Here is a 24,662-nt window from a genome sequence, read left to right on the forward strand (position 1 = left end):
TAAAAAAAAGTAAATTTAAACTATGAAAAAATCTAAAATCAAAAACTCAATAGCAATTATTATTACTGTAGTAACTTGTTGGAATCTTAATTCACAAAGCATAACTACCAAAAAATTTAATTCAAGTGAACTTTTAACAGAACGGTATATAAAAATATATGTTCCGCCAAGTTATGAAATAGATTCTACCAAATTATATCCAGTTACCATAGTATTAGATGCTGAATATTTATTTGATGTATTTGTAGGAAATGCCATACTTTTTGCTGCTAAAGACAAAGCTCCTGAACAAATAATTATTGGAATTAATCAAAATAGATATAACGAGCGTTATGAAGATTGTTCTTATTCCAAAGAAAATAGTTATCCAACCCAAGAAGGTGAAGCTTTCTACAGGTTTATAAGAGGTGAACTAATTGATTATGTAGAAGAAAATTATAGAACATCACAATTTAAAACCATTGTAGGTAATACATTAACCGCTAATTTTATTAATTATTTTTTAATTGAAGATTTTCCAGGTTTTAATGCATTTATATCCATTAACCCTTATTTAGCAATAGATATGCCTACAATGCTACAACATAAAATCCCTTCAATAAAAGATGAAAATATATATTATTACTTATCTAACGGAAAATACAATTCAGAAAAGTACAGAAATTCAATTTCTGCTACCAATGAATTATTAGCAACCACCAACAACGGAAAGTTTAAATATCAATACGAAACATTTGATACTAGTACCAAAACAGCATCTATAGGACAATCTATTTCAGGTGCTTTGGCGTTTATTTTTGAAATGTACTCTTCTATTTCTAAAGAAGAGTTTGAAAATAACATCCAAAATTTATCCCCTGCTGATGCCATTGCTTATTTAGAGAATAAATATGTAGAAATTGAATACCTATTTGGTAGTAATTTAAAAATTAGAGAACGAGATATTTTTGCAATTGAAAGCATTATTTTGGATAAGGAAAATGGTGATTATTTAAAAAGTTTTGGTGAAATGATTAATAGATTGTACAACGATTCCCCTATTGGCGATTATTATATTGGTCGCTATTATGAAACAGGTGGCAAATTTAAACAAGCACTTAAATACTACAAAAATGGCTATATGAAATTACCTGAAGGAGATCCAAATGCTGATGGCTATTATAAAAATATTGAAAGAGTTTTAAGCAAACGAGACGGAACATATATCGAACCTAATAAACAATAAATACAAATAATCCATGAAAAACACATTTTTCTCAATTCTATTTATAGCAATTACCTCTTTATTTTATGCTCAAGAAGATGTAGCTATAAAAGTTAATATTCCAAAAGAACAAAAATATCAATTTACACCTATTATCGATATTGAAGCTTCAGCTGTTAAAAATCAAGGAAACACAGGAACATGTTGGAGTTTTTCTGCTTCATCATTTATTGAGTCGGAAATATATAGAACTTCTGGTGAAATGATAGATATTTCAGAAATGTACAATGTTCGTCATACATACAATGCAAAATCGTGGAATTATATAATGAGGCAAGGCAAAATTCAATTTAGTGAAGGTGGTTTGGCTCATGATGTTATGAACTCAATAAAATTAAATGGCTTAGTTCCGGAAAGTTCTTATTCAGGTTTATTAAACAGTACTAAAAATTATGATCATTCAAAAATTATCCCTGAATTAAAAACCGTGTTAGATACTTATATTAAAAATGATAAAAAATCAAACTTTCCTAATTGGAAATTAGCAGTAGATTCAATTTTAACTGTTCATTTAGGGAAAGCACCTGAAGAATTTATATATAATGGTGTTACGTATACCCCAAAATCATTTTTAGAAATGACAAAAATTAATACGTCAAATTATATTACACTTACTTCTTTTACACACCAACCTTATAATTCAACATTTATATTGAACATTCCTGATAATTTTTCCAATGGAAGTTTTTACAATATTGATTTAGATATTTTTGTTAAAGAAGTAGATAATGCCCTAAAAAAAGGGTATACTTTAGCATTAGATTGTGATGTATCTGAAGAAACATTTTCATCAAAATATGGTATTGCTGTAGTTCCAAAAGAATTTAAAAATTCTGAAAAAGCTTTAACTTATATAGTTGATGAAGCAACTATTACTCCTGAATTTAGACAACAAGAATTTGAAAACTATAATACTACAGACGACCATTTAATGCATATTGTTGGAATGGTAAAAGATCAAAATGGCACTGAATATTACAAAGTCAAAAATTCTTGGGGTACAGATTCTAAACGCATAGGAAATGGTGGATATATTTATATGAGTAAACCATTTTTTAGATTGAAAACCATTTCTGTAATGGTTCATAAAAATGCTTTAAGTGAAACTCTCAAAAAAGAGTTAAAAGTATAATCAACCAAGAATTGCAAACCAAAAAAAGCGTCAAATTAAATTTAGTTTGACGCTTTTAATTTATAAATATTATCTTTTTATTTTAGTACCAACCTTATACCTTCATCTTCTATTGTAATTAGCTTTTGTCTAAACAATCCTCCAATTGCATTTTTAAAGGCTTTTTTACTCATTCCCAATTCATATTTAATAGTTTTAGGATCGCTTTTATCATGCAATGCTAAAAAACCATCATGCTTTTTTAAGGCTTTTAAAATAGTAATTTCATTTTTTACAATAGTTTGTTTAAACCCTACAGGTTGTAAGCTAACGTCAATTTTTTCATCTTCTCTTACTTTTTTAACATAACCCGTTAATTTTTGTCCTTCTTCAATTTTTTGATACAGTTCATTCTTGTACAACATTCCCTCAAATTCTTCATTTACTAGAACTGTAAAACCCAATGCTGTATTTCTAACAACAATTAACTCTACTTTATCTCCTGTTTTTAACTCCATTCTTTATTTATTTTAAATTGTTGAAATATGCTTTTAATATTTGATCGTTCTTCTCTCTTGGCGTTTTTATTTCTAATAACCTTGGTTGTTTAGAATCTTCAAAAAAACACTCAAGTACTTTAATTAAACTTTCTTCATCTGAAACTACCTCATAATCAAATTTATACATTTTACACAAATGTTCAGCTGTTAAATTATGAGTTGTTTCAAAATAATTTAAAGCATTTGACTGCTGTGGTCCAGGTATAAACCTAAAAATACCTCCTCCTGAATTATTGATCAATATAATCCTAAAATTTGCTGGAATATAATCATTCCAAAGTGCATTACTATCATAAAAAAAACTAATATCTCCTGTTATAAAGGTGGTTCTTATGTTTGATACTATAGCTGCCCCAATAGCAGTACTTGTACTTCCATCAATTCCACTAGTACCTCTATTACAAAACACCTGTAAAGTATTATTTATATTAAATAATTGAGAGTATCTAATAATTGAGCTATTTCCAAGTTGCAATTGCGAATTATTAGGTATAGTTGGTAGTATTTTTTCAAAAACTCTTAAATCAGAGAATGAACAACTATCTATAAAATTTTGATGATTTTTTAATCGGTGTACCTTCTTTTGAAGCCAAAATTGTTGAAAACTACTTTCTTTAGGCTTTGTTAAAAAGAAAAACTGACTAAAAAATAACTGTGGTGAAATTTTAAAGTGTTTTGACAAACAATGAAAAGTATTAAAAGCTCTTTTTGAATCTATATGCCAATGATGTTTTGGCTGGTATTTTCTCAAATGCTGTTTAATTTTTTTTGATACAATCAGCCCTCCTAAAGTTAGCAAAATATCTGGTTGAAATTGCTCCAATTCATCTTCAACAAAAGGAAAAATTAACTTATCTATACTGTTAATAAACTTGGAGTGTGAAACATTGGCTGTGTTTTCAATTAAAACTAAAACGGAAGGATCCTTTGTGAAATGCTCTAACTGAGTTTGTATTAATTTGTCTGGAAAATGCGCTCCAACCAATACTATTTTTTTGGTTGAAGCATTCCAAATATCTGCAAAATTTTGAAGTTCATCGACATCTAAAGGAACTTCTTCTACAACAGTATCAATTTCATCAAAACCAACTATTTTGTTGGTTATTTCATATAAAGGTTCATCAAATGGTACATTAATGTGAACAGGTCCCTTTTGAGATTTAGCAAGTTTTAAAGCTGTAGTTACTAATTCAAAATTTGAAGCTTTAGAAACCTCATCAGCTACTAAGTTAGAAGAACATAAAATATGGTTTTCAAAAACATTTTTTTGGCGTATCGTTTGCCCATCACCAATATCAATCAAATGCTCTGGTCGATCTGCTGAAATAATTACTAAAGGTATATTGCTATAAAAAGCTTCCGCAACAGCTGGATAATAATTTAATAATGCCGACCCTGATGTACAAACAATTGCAACTGGTTGTTGTAATTGTTGTGCCATTCCTAAAGCAAAAAAAGCCGCACAACGTTCATCTACTATACTATATGTTTGAATAGATGTATGATTTGAAAAACCAATAGTTAGCGGAGCGTTTCTTGAGCCAGGAGAAATTACCACGTGCTTAATTTGATGAGAAATACAAGAAGCAATAACAAGCTGCGCTAAGTTATTTTTAGGAAATTGAGGCATTTAATAAATTAATTTTAAGTGCAAAGTTACGTAAAGTTATGCTAGTTTTTAAAGAAATTAATAATTTAGTATAATTGATTTTTATCATATAAAAATTGAATTCATTACATTAAATTTAATAAGCAAAAAATTTATTTTGATTAAACTAATTGCATTATTATCGCCACTTTCTATCAATTTATATGGAGCAATTTTTTTATTTGCAACAGCAACTAAACAATTTAAAAATAGATTTTTTTTAGGGCTTTTTTTAGCCAATAGTTTTATTTTATTTCTCGGTCATTTTTTATCGTTTTATGAGTATTGGAAAATATTTCAGTATTTTGATTTCCTTTTTTTAGGAGCAATTTTAGCCTTTTATCCTCTTTATTATCTGTATATCTATAGTGCTTTTAATTTTAATATTATACCTATTAAATGGATTTATCATTTTACTCCCTCAATAATTATAGCAGCTCTAATGTTAATTGTTACAAGTTTAGTTAGTTGGGAAAATTATATCGAATATATGAATAACAATCTTTATGCTAGTGAATTAACTTCAAGTTCATCCAAAATATTAGCTTATTTATATAAAGGAACTCGATATTTTCACTTAGTTCAAATTATTGGATACAATTTTTTAGCCATTCGCTTTATTTTGAGAGCACATCAAGAAATGAATAACTCATTTTCAAATTTAGATAAGTATCAACTTAGGTATTTTTATGTAGTCAACATCTCCTTCATCTTATTTATGTCGATTCCAGGATTTTATGTAACTCTAATTGGTAGAACACCATTAAATACGAATGATTATCTTTTGTTAAGTTCTTGCATACTCTTCTCCCTACTTTATTTAATTATTGCTATAATAGGAATACGCCAAATCCCTGTGGCAATAGATTTAAAAACAATGGTTCCTAAAAATGAGGCTGGTAAAGAACAGCTTTATGAATTTAACGAATTAGAGAAAGAGTTATACTTATATTTTAGCAATGAAAAACCTTGGTTAGTTCCAAATTTAAATATTTGGGAAGTAGCGAAACATTTAGGAACCAATCGTTCTTATATTTCAAATGTTATCAATGAAAAAGTAGGTTGTAACTTCAACCAATTTGTAAATAACTACAGAATTAAAGAAGCTAAACTACTTTTAAAACAAACTCCAAATAAAACCATCACAGAAATTAGTGAACTAGCTGGTTTTGGGTCTGTAAATTCCTTTATCAGGATTTTTAAAAAAGTGGAGAAATGTACTCCTTCAGAATATCGTAAAAAGATTCTTTAAATTTTACGATTTAAACACTCTTTTATACGATTTAAACGCTTATTTTTTTCAACTATTTATAGTTTTACAATAGAAAATCAACTGGATGTTAAGTACTTAAATATACATGGGAAGAATTGCATGAAAATTTATAATGTTAGCCCACAAACATTATAAATTTGAAAATGTTTTAACTTAGTTCTTTTCATTCGGTTGATTTTTAAAGCACTTTTTTCATAATTTCAGCTTTTGAAACTGTTTCAAACCACTCATTTTGAGGAATACTCTCTGCAGTAATGCCCCCACCAATATACAATGATGCAACCGAATTTTCAATCTGCATACATCTTAAATTTACAAATAAATTTGTTGAATTATATAGGTTTAGTTCTCCTAAAAAACCTGAATAGTAGGCTCTATCATATCCTTCATTTTTTAAAATAAATTCTTTTGCAACTTTTTTAGGCAATCCACAAACTGCAGGAGTTGGATGCAACGATTTTACAATATCACCTAACAAACTAGTTTCCTTTAATTTACCAGTAATGTCGGTTTTTAAATGCAATAAATTTCCTGCTTTAATAGTATATGGATTTGAAACTGATAAATTATCAACACATTTTTGAATACTTGATAAAATATAATTTGTCACAAACTGTTGCTCATCTCTCTCTTTTGATTCCCAATTTACCCTTAATGAATTTTTGTATGACTGTGTACCAGCTAAAGCCATAGTAGTAAAAACATTTTTTGAAACACTTAATAATCGCTCTGGAGTTGCTCCCATCCATAAACCAATTTGAGGGTGAAACCACACATACACAAAAGCATTATTATAAGTATTTAACATCTTTTTTAATGTAACTAGCACATCTAAATTTGAACTTATTAATTCCTCTTTTCTAGATAAAACAATTTTGTTTGATGAGCCACTTATAATAAAATTTATTGCTTTTTGAACTATTTTTTCATGCTCAAGTTGAGCCTTTTCTAAAGAGGTTTTTGCTTTAACATTAGCAAGGTTTTGAGGAGTTTTTAAATCTGATTTGAACGAAATTTCAGTTTCAAAACTTTTACACTTTTTAAAAGGGAATATTACGGTGTTTTTACTATCATCAAATGGAGCAAAAACAAAACCAGATTCATTAAATTCTTTTAAAATATTCAAAGTTTTATCTTTTTGAACCAAACAAGAAACTTTTTTTTCATTAGGTTTCCTATAAACTACAAAAGGCAAATTAGATGTTAATAGTACTTCAATTTCTTTAAAAAAATGTGCAATCTCTTTTTTCAATATGATATTTAATTTATCTGTTGTAATAAAATGCTTTTAATCTGCTTAAAATTAGACCAAACTAACCCATGACCTACACCATCCAAAGTTACCAATTCAAATTGTTGTGGTGAAATATTATTTTTTAAATAAAGTGAATTCTCATAAGGCACAATTCCATCATCATTTCCATGGATACTTAAAATCGTTGAAGGGTTTTCATTCCAACTATTTTCAAATTTTTCTAAATCCTTTTGATGTGATAACTTTTCCTTTGAAGCCGCTTGCCAAGTTTTGGGGATTAAATTTTTGGTCAATTTCCATTTATAAAAGTTTAAAGCCCAAGGCATAACTTCTTTGTTTGAAAAAACAGCAGGAGCTAATAGAATAATTTTTTTATATTTTTTTTTCGAAGCTAAAGCAATAGGTCCTCCATAAGAATAACCAACTAATATTACTTTTTTAGATGGAATATTCTTGATTAAATCTTCTAATAAATTCGTTTCAAATTGTATAGATTCTTGAACATTTCCTGTATGATAAATTCCATATCCAATTCTATCATAAGAAATTAAATTTACTCTTGAATTTAACTCTTCATCCATTAAATATTTCTTAAAATCTAAAATAGAACCTATAGAACCATGAATAAAAACTATGGTTGGTAATGTTGTATCAATCTTTTTTTGAAGTTCTAAAACTCGGTATTTATATTTTTGGTAAGTTTTTAAACTAAGTGAAATAGGAAATGACAATTTTTCAAATTCTTTTTCTATTTTATGTGTAGCTTTTGGGGTTGAAAATTGATAAAATAATGCTATTAAAACTATTAACAATAGTACAACTAATAGTAATGTTATTTTACCTATCTTTTTCAGCCTTTTCTTCATACATATTATTTTGGTAAAATAATATTGGTTAATTTACACATAGAAACCAACTTTCCTTTATCATCTTCTACCCTAATTTCTAGTAAATGAGTGGTTCTTCCCTTATGAATAAACCTTGCCGTTGCTGTTATGTAGCCATCTTTTACACTTCGCAAATGATTTGCCGAAAATTCTAAACCTTTAACCGTAAATTTATCTCTATCTATTACTAATAAAGAAGCTGGACTACCTACACTTTCAGCTAATGCCATTGTGGCGCCTCCGTTTAAAATACCTGCTGGTTGATAAACTCTTGAATCTACTGGCATTCTAGCCTCTAAAAAATCATCCCCTACATCGGTATATTTTATATGTAAAGTTTCCATTAAAGTACCTTTACACAAACTATTTAAAGCTTTTAATGTTTCTAATTTTTGATCCATCTTAAAAAATGTTAGGTTGTAAAAATAAGAATTAAAACTATAAGTACTACCTTTGCATTAGAATAGAATTTAAACAAAATGGCATATAAAATTAGGGCAATATTAGATGTAAATGAAGATGTAATTAGAGATCTTATTGTTAATGAATCTATTAATCTAGAAGAGTTGCACTTTACAATTGCAAAATCTTTTGGTTTTAAAGGACAAGAAATGGCTTCATTTTACCAAACTAATAATGAATGGGAACAAGGTGAAGAAATTCCTTTATTTAATATGTCTGAGGATGAAAATGCTGTTTCTATGCAAAATTGCGCCCTTTCATCTGTTCTTACAACAAAAGGAGATAAACTTATTTATGTGTACGATTTCTTTTCTATGTGGACATTTTATATTGAATTAATTAAAATAACTTCAACCGATAAAAACTTACCTTATATAGCTTTATCTATTGGTAATGTTCCAGATGAAGCACCTAAAAAAGAATTTACAGCAGAAGATTCAAACAATAATTTTGATATTTTCAATGATGAAGACGACTTTGAAAATATAGATGATTTTGATTTTGATAATTATTAAGGTTTTAAGGTTAGATTAACTTTATATTGTTTTCTTTTTAACACTAGTTTTTTTAAGCTTAATTGCTTTTGGTAAAATGTAATTCGAGTTCCAAACAGCAAAAAGAAACCTCCTAAAATCATTTGTAACGTTATTTTTTCATCCAAAAACAACCAAGCTAATAAAGTTGCTAATACCGCTTGCCCAAGTAAACTTACAGAAACTCTGGTAGCTCTCATGTTTTTTGTAGCATAACTTATTAATAGCCAAGCTAATAATTGACATACCAGTCCTTGTATTAATAATACAAACCAAGCTAAATCACTAAATCCAGTAAAAGAAACTCCTATCAAATAGCTAATTAACCCTAAAGAAATAGCTGAAGAGACTACACTAATAGTCATAAAACTGATAACGTCTATTTCATTTAAAATATTTTTGCTTGTTAACATATAAACAGCATATAACATCCCTGAAAGTACTCCAAAACAAAAAGCCACATTAAAATTAAAGTTTAAAAAAGTACTAAACCCAACCAAAAGAACCATCCCAAAAATAGCTATAACAGTACCTATCCAAAAATTTTGAGTTGGTTTATCTTTCAAAAAGAAAAAAGCTCCTATACCAACCCATACTGGAGATAAATTTGTTAAAAGTGTTGCTTGTGTAGCTGTAGATTCTTGTATTGCAATGTTCCAAACTGCAACATCGGCTCCAAATATAATTCCACAGAGTATAGAAAGTAACAACATTTTTTTAGAGGGCAATTTGAATTTATTGGAGATTAAAACGTACGGTAAAATAACTGCAGATGCTATTGCCATTCTGTAAAACGCAGATATTACTCCTGATGTTAAGTTTAATTTTACTAAAATTGGAAAAATTGAAATACAAATTATACCCACTACTAATGCTACTCTTGCTTTTGTCATATCTTAAAATTTGATCGGCAAAAATAAGCTAGTTGAATTTTTTAAAGTAGCCTTATTTAATCAATAAATTGTTAAATATTACCTTATTTGTTAATTTATAGTTCTTAAAATTGTTAAAAATAGATTATCGTATGATATAAGTATTTACATTTTCATAGTTTCTTACTACAAAAGCAAAAGCTACTTTTAAAATTTCTCCCATAGATTTACACTTTTTAAAATCCATATCTAAGGTATAATTGTATAAATCCATTTTTAGTTGGGTAATTTTATCAGTTGTAGAAATTTTATCTTTTATCATGCAATTTAATAAATCATGTACACGTTCTTGAGAACCTCTAATTCTTCTTGCAATTGCAGAACGTTCTTCTCTTTTATATTGTTCAACCGACTCTTTTTGTAGATTTTCTTCTACCATTTTAACAAATGGGTAATTTTCTTTAAAAAATTGAGGGAAATATACTTTTAGGTTACCTTCGAAACTCTGCTGATCAAAATCCATTGCTCGTATTCTATATTCAACCTGATCAAAATCGTAAGAAGCTACTATCACATAATTATACGAACGCATATCACCTAGCATTCTAATCATACAACGTTCATTAAATTTTACAAATTCTTTAGACAAACGTTTTTTACCTCTAACAGAAACCGTTTCTAAGTTTTCAGCTAAAAACTGATCTCCTGGAATACCAAGTACATGCTCTTCAATTAAAGTATCTTTATAAACTAAAAAATTAATATTATTTGGTGATAAAATATGTTCTAGCTCTAATCCATAAACTCTAGATGCATCAGCCTTTTTAATATATAGGTAAGTATGATTATCATTTAAAATATTTCTAACTTTAATTCTAAATGGCTTAGAGTTCCCAAACGTGCAATAATCTATGGCGTCAACTGTTAAAAAAGGTAAAGAGTCTTCACTACCATCACCGTGTAAAATTAAATACATTCTTTTTAAACTTAAATCAATTTCATCTCTTTCATGTTCAGCATAGTAAACCCTTACCCATAAAGTATCTTCTCCATTTTTATCATATACAACAATAGCACCTGCAAAGCGTAATAAATCATCATAAAAAACAGGAATTTTAATATTTCTATTATATTCTGTTAAATAGTTATATAGCTCTTCATTAATTGGATAAGCTGGTTTTTTTTGTGAAATTAATTTTTGTTCTTCCATTCATTAAAAATATTGTAAAATCCAAATTTAGTATATTGCTGTAACAATTGTTATTAAATATCGTCTTAATTTTATACTAAACATAAAAATATTGGAAACAATCTTATCAATCAATAATTTAAACAAAAAATTTGGAAAAATTCATGCTGTAAATAATTTGTCTTTTGAAATTCAAAAGGGAAATGTGTATGGAATCTTAGGTCCAAATGGTAGTGGTAAATCTACAACTTTAGGAATTATTTTAAATGTAGTTAATAAAACAACCGGAGAATTTAGTTGGTTTGATGGTAGTTTATCTACACATCAAGCGTTAAAAAAAGTAGGTGCTATTATTGAGCGTCCTAATTTTTATCCGTATATGACCGCAGTTCAAAACTTAGAATTAGTTTGTAAAATCAAAGAAATTCCTTTTACAAAAATTGAAGAAAAATTAAAGTTAGTTAATTTATTTGAACGTAAAAATAGTAAATTCAGCACGTTTTCTTTAGGTATGAAACAACGGTTGGCTATTGCCTCAGCCTTATTAAATGACCCTGAAATTTTAATTTTAGACGAGCCAACAAATGGTTTAGATCCACAGGGGATACATGAAATTAGACAAATTATTAAAACCATTGCAAGCAATGGAACTACCATTTTATTGGCATCACATTTATTAGATGAAGTAGAAAAAGTTTGTTCGCATGTAGTAGTAATTAGAGAAGGCATTAAATTATATTCAGGAAGTGTAGATGAAATGATTGCTTCTTACGGATTGTTTGAACTAAAAGTTGAAAATAATCAAGAAAAGCTAACAGAATTACTGATGAGTTTTGATGGAATTGAAACCGTTAAAAACGAAGATGATAAATTAATTGCAAAGCTAAACAAACCTATAACCGCTGCTGAAATAAATTCATATTTATTTAAAAATGGCATTGTACTATCTCATTTAGTAAAAAGAAAACCAAGTCTAGAACAACAATTCTTATCACTAACTAACAATAAAAAATAAACATGCTACGATTATTAAATATTGAAATTCACAAATTAAAACATAACAGAGCTAGTAAAGTTTTAATTATTATTTATTTTGCTTTACTTACCTCCATTGCATTAATTGCTGCTATTAAATTTGATATCGGACCTATACAATTTCACCTTGCAGAACAGGGTATTTTTAACTTCCCATACATTTGGCATTTTAACACTTTTATGGCTGCCATATTTAAATTTTTCTTATTATTAGTTATTGTTTCAATGATGGCTAATGAATACAGTAACAAAACTTTAAAACAAAATTTAATTGACGGCTTAAGTAAAAAAGAATTTATTTTATCTAAGTTTTATACCGTTATACTTTTAGCTTTAATCTCTACTATTTTTGTTTTTATCGTTTCAATTATCTTAGGGTACAGCTATTCCGATTTTAATGAATTTTCAATAGTAACAACTGATTTAGAATATTTATTAGCCTTTTTTGTAAAGTTAGTAGGATTCTTTTCTTTTGGACTTTTTATGGGTATTTTAGTGAAACGATCTGCATTTGCTGTAGGAGGAATTGTAATTTGGTTTTTTGGAGAAAGTATTTTTAAAGGTTATTTATTTTGGCAATTTAAAGATGCAGAAAACACAACAGAAAAGGTTAATGCCATTTTGCAATTTCTACCTCTAGAGTCTATGTCTAACCTTATTAAAGAACCTTTTACACGTTTAAGTGCTGTAAAAACAGTAGCTAAACAAGTAGGAGAAGATTTATCAAAAGATTTTTCTGTACAACCATTAGATATTCTTATTGTTTTATTTTGGACTAGTATTTTTATCTATTTTTCTTATAAATTACTTAAAAAAAGAGATTTATAATTTTAAACCATTCTTAAGATTCTTATTACTTTGATGGAACTATAGTATGGAATTGAATTGCCTAAATTGATGTTTTACTTTAGTATAATTAATTGGAAGGTAAATCCTCCTTTTTTAAAATGGCTTTCTGTCTTCCATTAACTAAATAGGAAATTACTTCAGGTATTTCTTCATTTTCAATTTTTTGATTCCCTGATTTTGTATTGCTTTTACCATTTACACTTATTATTTCAAAAATAATAGCATCTCCTTTTTTGGTATATGTGGAAACGATAAAAGAATTCATTACTTTAAAAAAACTTGTAAATATACCAGATTTATAAAATCCATCAATTAAAATACTGTTCTTTTCATCAATAATATAATGACCTTTTGAATGATTTTTAACTATCAATTCATAAGCTCTAACATCTTCTTTCCCTCTATAATTATAAGTCATTTTCCATTGATATAGTGAGTCTGTTTTCTTTACAATTGCAAGTTGCATTGCAACTCTCATTTGTACAGAGTCTACTCCATAAATTTGTAATTCTCCTTTATAGTTTCCTTCCCAAAATTTTGGAAAAACTTCTTGACTAATTCCTTTAAAACCACTAAAAACTAGACAAAAACCTATAAGTACTAGCTTAAATTTCATATTGTTATATTTTAATAAACGAATTTACATTTTTTTATTGCTATTCTAAGTAACTAAATTAAAGATTCGTTAAATAAAAATGAACCATACATATTCAAAAAATTAAGTAGTATTTTTGCACTATGCAATTTCAAATAGCTTCAAATTTTAAACCTACAGGAGATCAACCACAAGCCATTCAACAATTAGTGAACGGAATTAAATCTCATGAAAAATACCAAACCTTATTAGGTGTTACTGGCTCAGGTAAAACATTTACGGTAGCCAATGTAATTCAAGAAGTTTCAAAACCTACCTTAATTTTAGCGCATAATAAAACACTAGCTGCTCAATTATATTCAGAATTCAAGCAATTTTTTCCAAACAATTCCGTAGAGTACTTTGTTTCTTATTACGATTATTACCAACCCGAAGCTTACATTCCAGTTACTGGAACTTATATAGAAAAAGATTTATCAATTAATGAAGAAATTGAGAAGCTACGTATTAGTACTTCATCTGCCCTACTTTCTGGCAGAAGAGATGTTATTGTAGTAGCATCTGTTTCTTGTTTATACGGTATTGGTAATCCTGTTGAATTTAAGAAAAATGTAATTTCAATTGAAGTTGATCAAACCATTTCACGCACCAAATTTTTACAACAACTAGTAACTAGTTTATATTCTAGAACAGAAATAGAAATAAGCAGTGGAACTTTTAAAGTAAAGGGTGATACTATTACGGTATATCCATCCTATGGAGAACACGCTTATAGAATACATTTCTTTGGGGATGAAATTGAAGAAATTGAAAGCTTTGATGTGTCTAACAATCAAGTAGTTGAAAAATTTGAGCAACTTAATATTTATCCAGCTAACCTATTTGTAACCTCACCAGATGTTTTACAAAATGCCATTCATGCCATTCAAGAAGATTTAATGAAGCAATATGAATATTTCAAAGAAATTGGCAAACATCTAGAAGCTAAACGTTTAAAAGAACGTACAGAGTTTGATTTAGAAATGATTAGAGAATTAGGTTACTGCAGTGGGATAGAAAATTATTCTAGGTATTTAGATGGAAGAAATCCAGGTACAAGACCCTTCTGCTTATTAGATTATTTTCCTGATGATTATTTAATGGTTATTGACGAAAGCCACGTAACCATCCCGCAAGTACATGCTATGTATGGTGGTGATAGATCTCGTAAAGAAAATTTAGTTGAATTTGGCTTTAGATTGCCCGCTGCAATGGATAACAGACCTTTAAAATTTGAAGAGTTCGAAACCATTCAAAATCAAGTGATTTATGTAAGTGCAACTCCTGCTGACTATGAATTACAAAAAACAGAAGGAGTTTTTGTAGAACAAGTAATTAGACCAACTGGCTTACTGGATCCTGAAATTGAAGTTCGACCAAGTATCAATCAAATTGATGATCTAATTGAAGAAATTCAAGTAAGAGTTGATAAAGATGAACGTACACTGGTAACAACACTAACCAAACGAATGGCTGAAGAATTGACTAAATACTTAAGTAGAATTCAAATTCGCTGTCGTTACATTCATTCTGATGTTGACACTCTTGAACGTGTTGAAATTATGGCTGATTTACGTAAAGGTTTGTTTGATGTATTAATTGGTGTAAACTTACTACGTGAAGGTTTAGATTTACCAGAAGTTTCTCTAGTAGCCATTTTAGATGCTGATAAAGAAGGTTTTCTACGTTCTCACCGATCACTCACACAAACAATTGGAAGAGCTGCTCGTAATGTAGAAGGAAAAGCCATAATGTATGCAGATAAAATAACAAAAAGCATGCAACTGACTATTGATGAAACTACAAGAAGAAGAGAAAAACAAATATCTTACAATACTGCAAACCATATTACACCCACTCAAATTAAAAAGAGTATAGAAAATACTTTAAGTAAAAATACAGTTTCATCATATAAATACAATATGAATGAACAAATTGCTGCTGAAGATGAATTGAATTATTTATCAAAATCCGAAATTGAAAATAAAATTCGTGAGAAAAGGAAACAAATGGAAGAAGCAGCCAAAGCTCTTGATTTTATTATTGCCGCTCAACTCAGAGACGAAATAAAACATCTCAAAGAAAAGATTTAATTTCTTTATGGATCATTCATATTCCTAAAATTGTCATTCGGGGAATATTTTTGGTAAGTGTAAACAGAAATTTTAATTTTAATGGCAAAGAAATTAAACTATGCGTAAAAAATTATATTATTTAGTGTTATTAGTACTTATAAGTACCAATATTAACTATGCTCAACAGCAAATTGCACCTACTTGGGAATCTATAAATAGCAGACCTTATCCTGAATGGTTTAAAGATGCTAAACTTGGTATTTTCATTCATTGGGGACTCTATTCTGTACCATCTTATGGAGGTAAAGAATCTTATGGAGAATGGTATTTAAGAGGTTTACAGATGAAAGATTCACTTCGTACCAATTTTATGAAAAAAAATTATGGTGAAAACTTTACTTATAAAGATTTTGCTCCTTTGTTTAAAGCTGAATTATTCGATCCAAATGAATGGGCTGATTTATTTAAAAAAGCTGGAGCAAAATACATCATTTTTGTATCCAAACATCATGATGGATATTGTCTTTGGCCAAGTAAACAAGCCCCAAACTGGAACTCGGTTGATGTAGGTCCTAAAAGAGATTTAGTGGGAGATTTAACAACTGCTATTAGAAAAAAAGGATTAAAAATGGGCTTGTATTATTCACTCCCAGAATGGAACAATAAATTACATAGATGGTATACAGATCCCCATGAAAACATCGGCGAATATGTTGATAAAATAATGTTACCTCAATTTAAAGATTTAATTTCAACCTATAAACCTTCTGTACTCTTTACAGATGGAGAGTGGTTTAATACTGCGGAAACTTGGCACGCACGCGAGCTTATTTCTTGGTACTATAACACCGTTGGCGATGATGCCATTGTAAATAACAGATGGGGACATGGAAGTGACACTGGTTTTTTAACACCTGAGTATAGTGCCGGAATCAATAGTCCAGACAGACCTTGGGCTGAATGCAGAGGAATTGGACGTTCATTTGGTTTAAACAGAAATGAGAAATTAGAGGCCTATATGTCACCACAAGAACTTATTCATTTCTTTGTAAAAGCAGTCGCAAATGGTGGTGGTATCACTTTAAATGTTGGTCCTAAAGCCGATGGACAAATTCCTTTATTACAACAAGAACGTTTGTTACAACTTGGAGCTTGGATTGAAACCAATAAAGAGGCTATTTATGCCTCTAGACCTTGGATTAAATCTGGTGAAGAAAAAGAAATTTCTAAAAAAAGAATCGATAAAAATATTGACTTTTATTGGGCTAGAAATACGCCTTTAGAGCCTATTAAAGAAGATGATTTTAATATTTCTTGGGAAGGCTTTATACAATCTAAATTTTCTGAAACTTATACATTAGAAGCAACTGCCGATGATGGAATTAGAGTTTATATTGATGATAAGCTTGTTTTAGATCAATGGAAGAATAAAGATCAAGCTTCTGATGGAAACGTAATGGGGAACGTAAATAAAGAAAAAGCTATAAATAAAATTAAATTCAAAAAAGGGAAAAAATACAAGATTAAAATTGACTATTTCGAATCTAAACAAAATGCTTTTGTAAAATTATTTTGGCAAAGTAAATCTCAAGTAAAAGAGATCATCCCTACAACTGCATTTACCACATTACATAACAATGTCGAAGAGAAAGGCTTAACTGGAACTTACAATTCTATGTTGCAACACATTGCTTATACAACAAATAACAATAACTTATATGCCATATCTTTAGAATGGCCAAACGAAGAACTTGTTTTAAATATTCCAAAACCAAAACAAGAAACAGAAATTCAATTAGTAGGAAGAGAAGGTAATTTAGATTGGTATTACAAAAATAATCAGCTTCATATAAAGGTTGATAACGTTAAATATAATGAAATGCCTAGTAACTTTGCTTGGACATTTAAAATTAAAAATTACTTAGTAAAGTAACTAGATTCTTTGCTTTATCTAATAAAAAATCCCGCATTTGCGGGATTTTATTTTATACGTAAAAGTTTAATTTCCTTTTTTATAATCAGCTAAAAATTGTGCCAATCCAATATCTGTTAAAGGGTGTTTTAGCAATCCTTTAATGGCATTTAAAGGTCCAGTCATAACATCAGCACCTAATTTAGCACAGTCAATTATGTGCATCGTATGACGTACAGAGGCAGCTAATATTTCTGTATCAAAGCCATAGTTATCATAAATTAATCTAATTTCAGAAATTAGGTTTAAACCGTCTGTAGAAATATCATCTAAACGACCAATAAATGGCGATACATAAGTAGCTCCTGCTTTGGCTGCTAACAATGCTTGTCCTGCAGAAAATACTAAAGTTACATTTGTTTTAATTCCTTTATCAGAAAAATATTTACAAGCTTTTACTCCATCAGCTATCATTGGTAGTTTAACAACTATTTGTGGATGTAATGCAGCAAGTGCTTCACCTTCTTTAATCATTCCATCAAAATCTGTAGCTATCACTTCGGCACTTACATCACCATCAACAATATTACAAATATCAACATAATGTTTTAAAATGTTGTCTTTACCGGTAATACCTTCTTTAGCCATTAATGATGGGTTTGTTGTAACTCCATCTAAAACACCTAAAGCTTGCGCCTCTTTAATTTGCTCTAAGTTAGCTGTATCAATAAAAAATTTCATTATGAGTTGTGTTTATTTAGTTTATATTGAATTATTTACTTCGGCAAAAGTAATTAATTGATTACAATTTATAGTGATTCATTAATAACTTTTCATAAATTGTATCTGGAAGTATTTTTTTTAATACAATTGAAAACTTTTGCATAAAATTACCTACTTTATAGTGTACTTTTGGTTTTGAGGTTTGGGTTATTTTATAAATTGCTTTGGCCATTTCTAAAGGATCACTTCCACTATCAACATGAGCATTCATTAAATCTAAATTTTCTTGATATGTTTTTTTATAAGGTGAGTTTTCAAAAACAGGGGTATGATATCTTCCTGAGGCAATATTTGTTGCAAAATCGCCTGGCGCAACATTAGTAATATGAATTCCAAAACCTTTCACCTCCATTCTAATCGCCTCTGTAACAATCTCTAACGCTCCTTTTGTTGCAGAATAGATTCCTCTAAAAGGCAGTCCCATATATCCCGCTATGGAAGTTACATTTATAATTAAGCCTCTTTTTTGTTGTCTCATTTGAGGTAATACAGCTTTCATAACTTCAATGGCACCAAAAAAATTAGTTTCAAATACGTTTCGCATTTCTTGTGTAGGAGTTTCTTCAATAGGCCCTGTAATTCCCATACCCGCATTGTTTACTAACACATCAATTCTACCTTCATTTGAAATTACTTTATCTATAGCTTTTTGAATGGTTTCAACATTTGTTACATCTAATGCTATTAGTTGAAAAGGATGGTTTGGGTTATTATGAGGATTTCGACTTGTTCCATAAACAATAAACCCTTTTTGTAATAAAAATTCTCCTACCGATTTTCCTATACCTGAAGAACCACCAGTAATTAAAACAACTTTTGACATATGAAGTGTAAATTTAAACGCTGTAAAGTTAAAAAGTTTATGTTAAGACAAAAGGTAAAATAATTTTATATAAGAAAAAACTACCTAAATTTAGTGTATAAAAAAAGGCAAGCTACCTACATCACACCGCTACAACCTAATACCTTTGCTGCGTTCCCGCCCTGGAGGATTCAAAGGGAGCTGGTTGTGTAGGACTTGCCGGGTGCAAATTTACAATCTATTTTCAGTTTAAACAATCTTTTTTTTTATAATTTTATGTAACATTTTTAAAAAACTGTTTACTAATATTTTAGTTTAAAAAAAAGAATAATGTTAACCTTAACGATTAATACTAAATAGGGATTTAGTATATTTGTTACACAAAAATCAAACAAACAAATTATGGAAAACCAAAAATCATCATCAAAACAAGTAATTTTAAATTATGGTTTAATTCTTGGGGTAGTATCTGTGATACTTTCAGTTGCAATTTATGCTATGGGTAAAATCTATGACCAAGGATTTGGAGTAATGTTTGCTAGCTTTGTTATTATGGCTGTAATTATTTTTATGGCACTTAAAAACTTTAGAGCTGGGAACAATAATCTTTTAAGTTTAGGAGAAGCATTAAAAATTGGTTTAGGTATTGCTTTAGTTGGAGCAATTATTTCAATTATTTACAATCAAATATTTATCAATTTTATTGAACCTGATTTTATGGAAAATATGATGAAAGTAGGTGAGCAAAAAATGTTAGAACAATATCCAAATATGAGTGATGAGCAATTAGAGTCGGCAAAAGCAATGCAACAAAAAATGTCTAGCCCACTAATTGGTGCAGCTATGGGAATTGTAGGTAGCTTATTCTTTGGATTTATTATCTCATTAATTGAAGGATTGATTTTAAAAAGATCTGTAGAAGAATAGAATATTAAAAAAACATACATGGATATATCAGTAGTTATTCCACTACTTAACGAAGACGAATCTTTACAAGAATTACACGATTGGATTGCAAAAGTTATGCAATCCAATCGTTATTCTTATGAGATTCTTTTTATTGATGATGGTAGTACAGATACTTCGTGGGAAGTAATTGAAAAGCTATCTCAAGAAAACCCACAGGTAAAAGGAATTAGGTTTCAAAAAAACTATGGGAAGTCACAAGCATTAAATGCTGGTTTTAAAGAAGTTGAAGGCAAGGTAGTAATTACAATGGATGCCGATTTACAAGACAGTCCAGATGAAATTCCTGAACTATATAATTTAATTGTAAAAGAAGGTTTTGATTTAATTTCTGGATGGAAAAAGAAACGTTACGACTCTAAAATTCGTAAAAACCTTCCTTCAAAATTATTTAATGCTGCTGCAAGAAAAACTTCTGGTTTGAAATTACACGATTTTAACTGTGGTTTAAAAGCCTATAAAAAAGAAGTTATTAAAAATATAGATGTTAGTGGAGAAATGCACCGATATATTCCAGTGTTGGCAAAAAATGCTGGATTCAATAAAATTGATGAAAAAGTAGTAGTACATCAAGCTAGAAAATATGGTGTTACTAAATTTGGAATGGATAGATTTATCAATGGCTTTTTAGATTTAATTACCATTTGGTTTATTTCTAAATTTGGAAAAAGACCCATGCATTTATTTGGATTATTAGGTACAATTATGTTTATAATTGGTTGTACTTTTGCTTTTTATTTAGGTTTAGACAAATTATTTTTTAATACCACTGGTAGACTTATTACTACCAGACCCGAATTTTACATAGCATTAACTACCATGGTAATTGGAACTCAATTCTTTTTAGCAGGCTTTTTAGGTGAAATTATTTTAAGAACCAAAACAGATACTAAAAGATATTCCATTTCGTCTAAAATTAATTTATAACGTTTTAGTTAAATTCATTTAAATGCATTAAAAAATTAGCTTAATAAGTTTAATTTTGCAGTTACATCAAATATTATAAAATATGTCAGTTTTAGAAAAAGCCAACTTATGGCTAACCGATACTTTTGATGCTGAAACACAAAAAGAAGTTCAGCAATTAATAGCTACTAATTCAGAGCAATTAACTGAAAGTTTTTATAAAGACTTAGAGTTTGGTACAGGAGGTATGCGGGGTGTAATGGGAGCTGGAACCAATAGAATTAATAAATACACCTTAGGAAAAGCTACTCAAGGATTGGCTAATTATTTATTAAAAACATTTCCAACTAAGTCATTAAAAGTTGCTATTGCTTATGATTGTAGACATAACAGTCAAACTTTTGCTAAAACTGTAGCAGAAGTACTTTCTGCAAATAATATCAGCGTATTTTTATTTGAAGACTTGCGCCCAACACCTGAACTTTCATTTTCTGTAAAACATTTAGGGTGTGATGCTGGTATTGTTTTAACAGCCTCTCATAACCCACCTGAATATAATGGTTATAAAGTATATTGGAATGATGGTGGTCAAATAGTTCCACCACAAGATTATAATATTATTGAGGAAGTTAATAAGTTAGATTTTTCTGAAATTAATTTTACGGCCAATGAAAATTTAATTGAATACATTGGCTCTAAAGTTGATGAAGCCTTTATAAATGCTTCCGTTACAAATGGTACTTTTGAAACAAAAGGTAGAGAAAACTTAAAAATTGTGTTTACATCTCTACATGGTACTTCTATTGTTTCTATACCTGATGCCTTAAAAAAAGCAGGCTATACCGATGTAAATATTGTTGAAGAACAACGTATTCCTAATGGTGATTTTCCTACAGTTGCTTCTCCTAATCCAGAAGAACCTGCCGCATTAAAAATGGCGACAGATTTAGCTGAAAAAATTAATGCAGATATTGTTATTGGTACAGATCCTGATTGTGATCGTTTAGGAATTGCTGTTAGAGATACTAGTGGAAAAATGACACTTTTAAATGGTAACCAAACGATGAGTGTTATGACTAATTTTTTAATTAAAAATTGGGAAAAAGAAGGCAAATTAAATGGAAATCAATTTGTTGGCTCCACTATAGTTTCAACAAATTTAGTAAATCAAATTGCAACTAGTTATGGTGTTGAAACAAAAGTTGGTTTAACAGGTTTTAAATGGATTGCGAAAATGATTCGTGATGCCGAAGGAAAACAAGATTTTATTGGTGGTGGTGAAGAAAGTTTTGGATATATGGTTGGTGATTTCGTTCGTGATAAAGATGCTGTAACTGCTACTCTATTAGCTTGTGAAATTGCCGCTAATGCAAAAGAAAATGGAAGCTCATTCTATAATGAGTTATTAAATTTATATGTAAAACATAATTTTTACAAAGAGCATTTAATTGCTATTGTAAAAAAAGGAATGGATGGTGCGCAACAAATCAAACAAATGATGATTGATTTAAGAGAAAATCCTATAAAAGAAATTGATGGCTCTAAAGTTAAATTTTTATGCGATTATCAAGCTTCTACAAAAACAAATTTAATTACTGGTAATGTAGAAACTATTGAAATTCCTAAATCTAACGTTTTGATTTATGAAACTGTAGATGGAACAAAAGTTGCTGCTAGACCAAGTGGTACAGAACCAAAAATAAAGTTTTATTTTAGTGTAAATTTACCTTTAGACGACGTTGAAAATTCAAAGAAAGTTGAAACTAAATTAGATGAAAAAATTCAACGAATAATAAAAGAAATGAAACTCGCTTAATGAATCATTTTAGAAACATTTTAAGTTACGCAAAACCTTACATAAAATATGCTTGGTTAAATGTATTGTTCAATATTTTATATGCCATATTTAACGTACTTTCCGTTTTAGGTTTTATTCCAATATTAGGGATTTTATTCAATCAAGAAGAAAAAGTATATACCAAGCCTGTTTATAAAGGTTTTACACAACTTTTTAATTATGTTCAAGATTCTTTAAACTATCGAGTAACTGAAATGATGGAAAGTGGTGGTATAGATAAAGCCTTGCTTTTTATCTGCATTTTATCATTTAGTTTATTTTTCTTTAAAAACTTATTTCGTTATTTAGCTTCCTATGTACTCGCTTTTTTAAGAAACGGAGTTGTTAAAGATTTACGTGATAAATTATATCATAAAATAATTGAGCTACCACTAGCCTACTTTTCTGAAAAGAAAAAAGGGGATATTATTGCTCGTATGACTTCAGATGTTCAAGAGGTTGAAAACTCTTTTTTAACTTCCTTAGAAACCATTGTTAGGGAGCCTTTAACCATTATTCTAACGTTAATTTCCATGTTTGCTATTAGTGCAAAACTAACCTTATTTGTATTTATTTTATTGCCAGTTTCTGGATTTATAATTTCTACAGTAAGCAAAAAATTAAAAGCAAAATCGCTATTAGCACAACAAGAAACGGGCAATTTTTTATCATTTATTGAAGAAACTTTAACTGGTTTAAGAATTATTAAAGGTTTTAATGCTGAAGAAAAAATTGAAACTAAGTTTAATAACTCTACCAAAAAATTTAGAAATTTAATGACGAGCGTTATTCAACGTAAAACACTAGCCTCTCCTATGAGTGAATTTCTAGGCTCTGCTACAATTATTACTATTTTATGGTTTGGTGGCAGATTGGTTTTAGGAGAAAATAGCGATATGAAACCTCAGGAATTTTTTGGATACATTGGCTTATTCTACTTAGTCCTCAATCCTGCAAAAGCAATTTCAACAGCTTTTTATGGCATTCAAAAAGGAAATGCATCTGCCGAACGTATCATTAGTATTTTAGAAACTGAAAACACCATTGTTGACAAGCCTAATGCTGAAGATAAAATTTCTTTTGATAATGAAATTACTTTTGAAAATATTTCATTTAAATATATAGATGAATATGTGTTGAAAAACTTTTCATTAAAAATTTCTAAAGGGCAAACAGTGGCTTTAGTCGGACAATCTGGAAGTGGAAAATCTACTTTAGCCAACTTAATTACTCGCTTTTATGATGTTAATAAAGGAGTTATTAAAATTGATGGCATCGATATCAAAGATATCACTCAAAAATCACTAAGAAATTTAATGGGAATTGTTTCACAAGATTCAATTTTATTTAATGATACCGTAAAAAATAATATAAGTTTAGGGGTTAATAATGCTACAAATGAAGCTGTTTTAGAAGCTTCAAAAATTGCAAATGCTCACGAGTTTATTAAAGAGTTACCATTGCAATACGAAACCAATATTGGAGACAGCGGTAATACACTTTCTGGTGGACAAAAACAGCGTTTAAGCATTGCTAGAGCTGTATTAAAAAACCCTCCTATAATGATTTTAGATGAAGCTACTTCAGCTTTGGATACAGAAAGTGAACAATTAGTACAACTTGCTTTGGAAAAAATGATGAAAAACAGAACATCATTAGTGATTGCACATCGCCTGTCAACAATTCAAAATGCAGATATAATTGTAGTTATGAAAAAAGGGGAAATTGTAGAACAAGGTAAACACGAAGAACTATTAACTAAAAAAGGCGAATACTTTAAATTGGTATCTATGCAATCGTTAAGTTAAT

General features: G+C 28.9%; 22 protein-coding genes and 1 other RNA gene. 12 read left to right on the top strand and 11 right to left on the bottom strand.

Annotation, left to right across the window (positions count from 1 at the left end):
• Positions 1-22 precede the first annotated feature (22 nt).
• Positions 23-1,225 (top strand): alpha/beta hydrolase-fold protein, encoded by a 1,203-nt coding sequence (locus tag Q0714_RS04930; RefSeq protein ID WP_298263206.1) that lies wholly within the window; start codon positions 23-25, stop codon positions 1,223-1,225.
• A gap of 13 nt (positions 1,226-1,238) precedes the next feature.
• On the top strand, positions 1,239-2,396 hold the full coding sequence (locus Q0714_RS04935) for a C1 family peptidase (protein WP_298263207.1): 1,158 nt from the start codon (positions 1,239-1,241) through the stop codon (positions 2,394-2,396).
• Positions 2,397-2,473: 77 nt separating this feature from the next.
• Here the strand turns inward: Q0714_RS04935 and Q0714_RS04940 are convergent, their stop codons facing one another.
• Both Q0714_RS04940 and menD read right to left on the bottom strand, forming a co-directional pair.
• The gene (locus Q0714_RS04940; RefSeq protein ID WP_298263208.1) at positions 2,474-2,893 is read right to left on the bottom strand and encodes a DNA-binding protein; all 420 of its coding nucleotides are present in this window, start codon (positions 2,891-2,893) and stop codon (positions 2,474-2,476) included.
• A 7-nt stretch (positions 2,894-2,900) separates the two neighbouring features.
• Positions 2,901-4,565 carry a 2-succinyl-5-enolpyruvyl-6-hydroxy-3-cyclohexene-1-carboxylic-acid synthase gene (gene menD, locus Q0714_RS04945; RefSeq protein WP_298263209.1) on the bottom strand — a complete coding sequence of 555 codons (1,665 nt, stop codon included), beginning with the start codon at positions 4,563-4,565 and terminating at the stop codon, positions 2,901-2,903.
• Between the two features lie 136 nt (positions 4,566-4,701).
• Here menD and Q0714_RS04950 point away from each other — a divergent pair, with 136 nt between their 5' ends.
• Positions 4,702-5,835, top strand: coding sequence for a helix-turn-helix domain-containing protein (locus Q0714_RS04950; RefSeq protein WP_298263211.1), 1,134 nt, complete (start codon positions 4,702-4,704; stop codon positions 5,833-5,835).
• Between the two features lie 199 nt (positions 5,836-6,034).
• Here Q0714_RS04950 and Q0714_RS04955 read toward each other — a convergent pair whose 3' ends face one another.
• Genes Q0714_RS04955 through Q0714_RS04965 form a run of 3 tightly spaced genes read right to left on the bottom strand, consistent with a single transcriptional unit; the run spans position 6,035 to position 8,399 of the window.
• Positions 6,035-7,108 (bottom strand): chorismate-binding protein, encoded by a 1,074-nt coding sequence (locus Q0714_RS04955; RefSeq protein WP_298263212.1) that lies wholly within the window; start codon positions 7,106-7,108, stop codon positions 6,035-6,037.
• 8 nt (positions 7,109-7,116) lie between these two features.
• Positions 7,117-7,977, bottom strand: coding sequence for an alpha/beta hydrolase (locus Q0714_RS04960; protein WP_298263214.1), 861 nt, complete (start codon positions 7,975-7,977; stop codon positions 7,117-7,119).
• A gap of 5 nt (positions 7,978-7,982) precedes the next feature.
• The gene (locus tag Q0714_RS04965) at positions 7,983-8,399 is read right to left on the bottom strand and encodes a hotdog fold thioesterase (protein WP_298263215.1); all 417 of its coding nucleotides are present in this window, start codon (positions 8,397-8,399) and stop codon (positions 7,983-7,985) included.
• Positions 8,400-8,477: 78 nt separating this feature from the next.
• Between Q0714_RS04965 and Q0714_RS04970 the strand changes: the two genes are divergently transcribed.
• A complete protein-coding gene (locus tag Q0714_RS04970) occupies positions 8,478-8,975 on the top strand; it encodes a hypothetical protein (protein ID WP_298263216.1) in 498 nt (165 codons plus the stop codon).
• On the opposite strand, the gene Q0714_RS04975 is transcribed toward Q0714_RS04970, so the two are convergent.
• A complete protein-coding gene (locus Q0714_RS04975) occupies positions 8,972-9,886 on the bottom strand; it encodes a DMT family transporter (RefSeq protein ID WP_298263217.1) in 915 nt (304 codons plus the stop codon). The two genes, Q0714_RS04970 and Q0714_RS04975, sit on opposite strands and share 4 nt — an antisense overlap.
• Before the next feature lie 124 nt (positions 9,887-10,010).
• Positions 10,011-11,075: a hypothetical protein gene (locus tag Q0714_RS04980; protein WP_298263219.1), complete on the bottom strand. Its 1,065-nt coding sequence runs from the start codon at positions 11,073-11,075 to the stop codon at positions 10,011-10,013.
• Positions 11,076-11,166: 91 nt separating this feature from the next.
• Between Q0714_RS04980 and Q0714_RS04985 the strand changes: the two genes are divergently transcribed.
• Both Q0714_RS04985 and Q0714_RS04990 read left to right on the top strand, forming a co-directional pair.
• On the top strand, positions 11,167-12,069 hold the full coding sequence (locus Q0714_RS04985; RefSeq protein ID WP_298263220.1) for an ABC transporter ATP-binding protein: 903 nt from the start codon (positions 11,167-11,169) through the stop codon (positions 12,067-12,069).
• Between the two features lie 2 nt (positions 12,070-12,071).
• On the top strand, positions 12,072-12,917 hold the full coding sequence (locus Q0714_RS04990; protein ID WP_298263221.1) for an ABC transporter permease: 846 nt from the start codon (positions 12,072-12,074) through the stop codon (positions 12,915-12,917).
• A gap of 88 nt (positions 12,918-13,005) precedes the next feature.
• On the opposite strand, the gene Q0714_RS04995 is transcribed toward Q0714_RS04990, so the two are convergent.
• Positions 13,006-13,554, bottom strand: coding sequence for a hypothetical protein (locus Q0714_RS04995; protein ID WP_298263222.1), 549 nt, complete (start codon positions 13,552-13,554; stop codon positions 13,006-13,008).
• A gap of 122 nt (positions 13,555-13,676) precedes the next feature.
• Between Q0714_RS04995 and uvrB the strand changes: the two genes are divergently transcribed.
• Positions 13,677-15,665: an excinuclease ABC subunit UvrB gene (gene uvrB / locus Q0714_RS05000; RefSeq protein ID WP_298263223.1), complete on the top strand. Its 1,989-nt coding sequence runs from the start codon at positions 13,677-13,679 to the stop codon at positions 15,663-15,665.
• Between the two features lie 100 nt (positions 15,666-15,765).
• Positions 15,766-17,580, top strand: coding sequence for an alpha-L-fucosidase (locus tag Q0714_RS05005; protein ID WP_298263225.1), 1,815 nt, complete (start codon positions 15,766-15,768; stop codon positions 17,578-17,580).
• Positions 17,581-17,646: 66 nt separating this feature from the next.
• Here the strand turns inward: Q0714_RS05005 and fsa are convergent, their stop codons facing one another.
• The 3 genes from fsa to ffs form a co-directional block, all read right to left on the bottom strand.
• Positions 17,647-18,300, bottom strand: coding sequence for a fructose-6-phosphate aldolase (fsa, locus tag Q0714_RS05010; RefSeq protein WP_298263226.1), 654 nt, complete (start codon positions 18,298-18,300; stop codon positions 17,647-17,649).
• A 61-nt stretch (positions 18,301-18,361) separates the two neighbouring features.
• A complete protein-coding gene (locus tag Q0714_RS05015; RefSeq protein ID WP_298263227.1) occupies positions 18,362-19,165 on the bottom strand; it encodes an SDR family oxidoreductase in 804 nt (267 codons plus the stop codon).
• Between the two features lie 102 nt (positions 19,166-19,267).
• Positions 19,268-19,366, bottom strand: an RNA gene (gene ffs / locus Q0714_RS05020) — signal recognition particle sRNA small type.
• 180 nt (positions 19,367-19,546) lie between these two features.
• Here ffs and Q0714_RS05025 point away from each other — a divergent pair.
• The 4 genes from Q0714_RS05025 to Q0714_RS05040 all read left to right on the top strand — a co-directional run bounded on the left by Q0714_RS05025 (position 19,547) and on the right by Q0714_RS05040 (position 24,661).
• Positions 19,547-20,071: a DUF4199 domain-containing protein gene (locus Q0714_RS05025; RefSeq protein WP_298263228.1), complete on the top strand. Its 525-nt coding sequence runs from the start codon at positions 19,547-19,549 to the stop codon at positions 20,069-20,071.
• Positions 20,072-20,089: 18 nt separating this feature from the next.
• Positions 20,090-21,037 carry a glycosyltransferase family 2 protein gene (locus Q0714_RS05030; protein ID WP_298263230.1) on the top strand — a complete coding sequence of 316 codons (948 nt, stop codon included), beginning with the start codon at positions 20,090-20,092 and terminating at the stop codon, positions 21,035-21,037.
• A gap of 82 nt (positions 21,038-21,119) precedes the next feature.
• Positions 21,120-22,832 (top strand): phospho-sugar mutase, encoded by a 1,713-nt coding sequence (locus Q0714_RS05035; protein ID WP_298263232.1) that lies wholly within the window; start codon positions 21,120-21,122, stop codon positions 22,830-22,832.
• Complete coding sequence (locus tag Q0714_RS05040; RefSeq protein WP_298263234.1) at positions 22,832-24,661, top strand: ABC transporter ATP-binding protein; 1,830 nt, start codon at positions 22,832-22,834, stop codon at positions 24,659-24,661. Before Q0714_RS05035 ends, Q0714_RS05040 begins: the two co-directional genes overlap by 1 nt.
• The last annotated feature ends 1 nt before the right edge of the window (position 24,662 follow it).

Source organism: uncultured Lutibacter sp., assembly GCF_947493565.1.
Taxonomy (GTDB): domain Bacteria; phylum Bacteroidota; class Bacteroidia; order Flavobacteriales; family Flavobacteriaceae; genus Lutibacter; species Lutibacter aestuarii.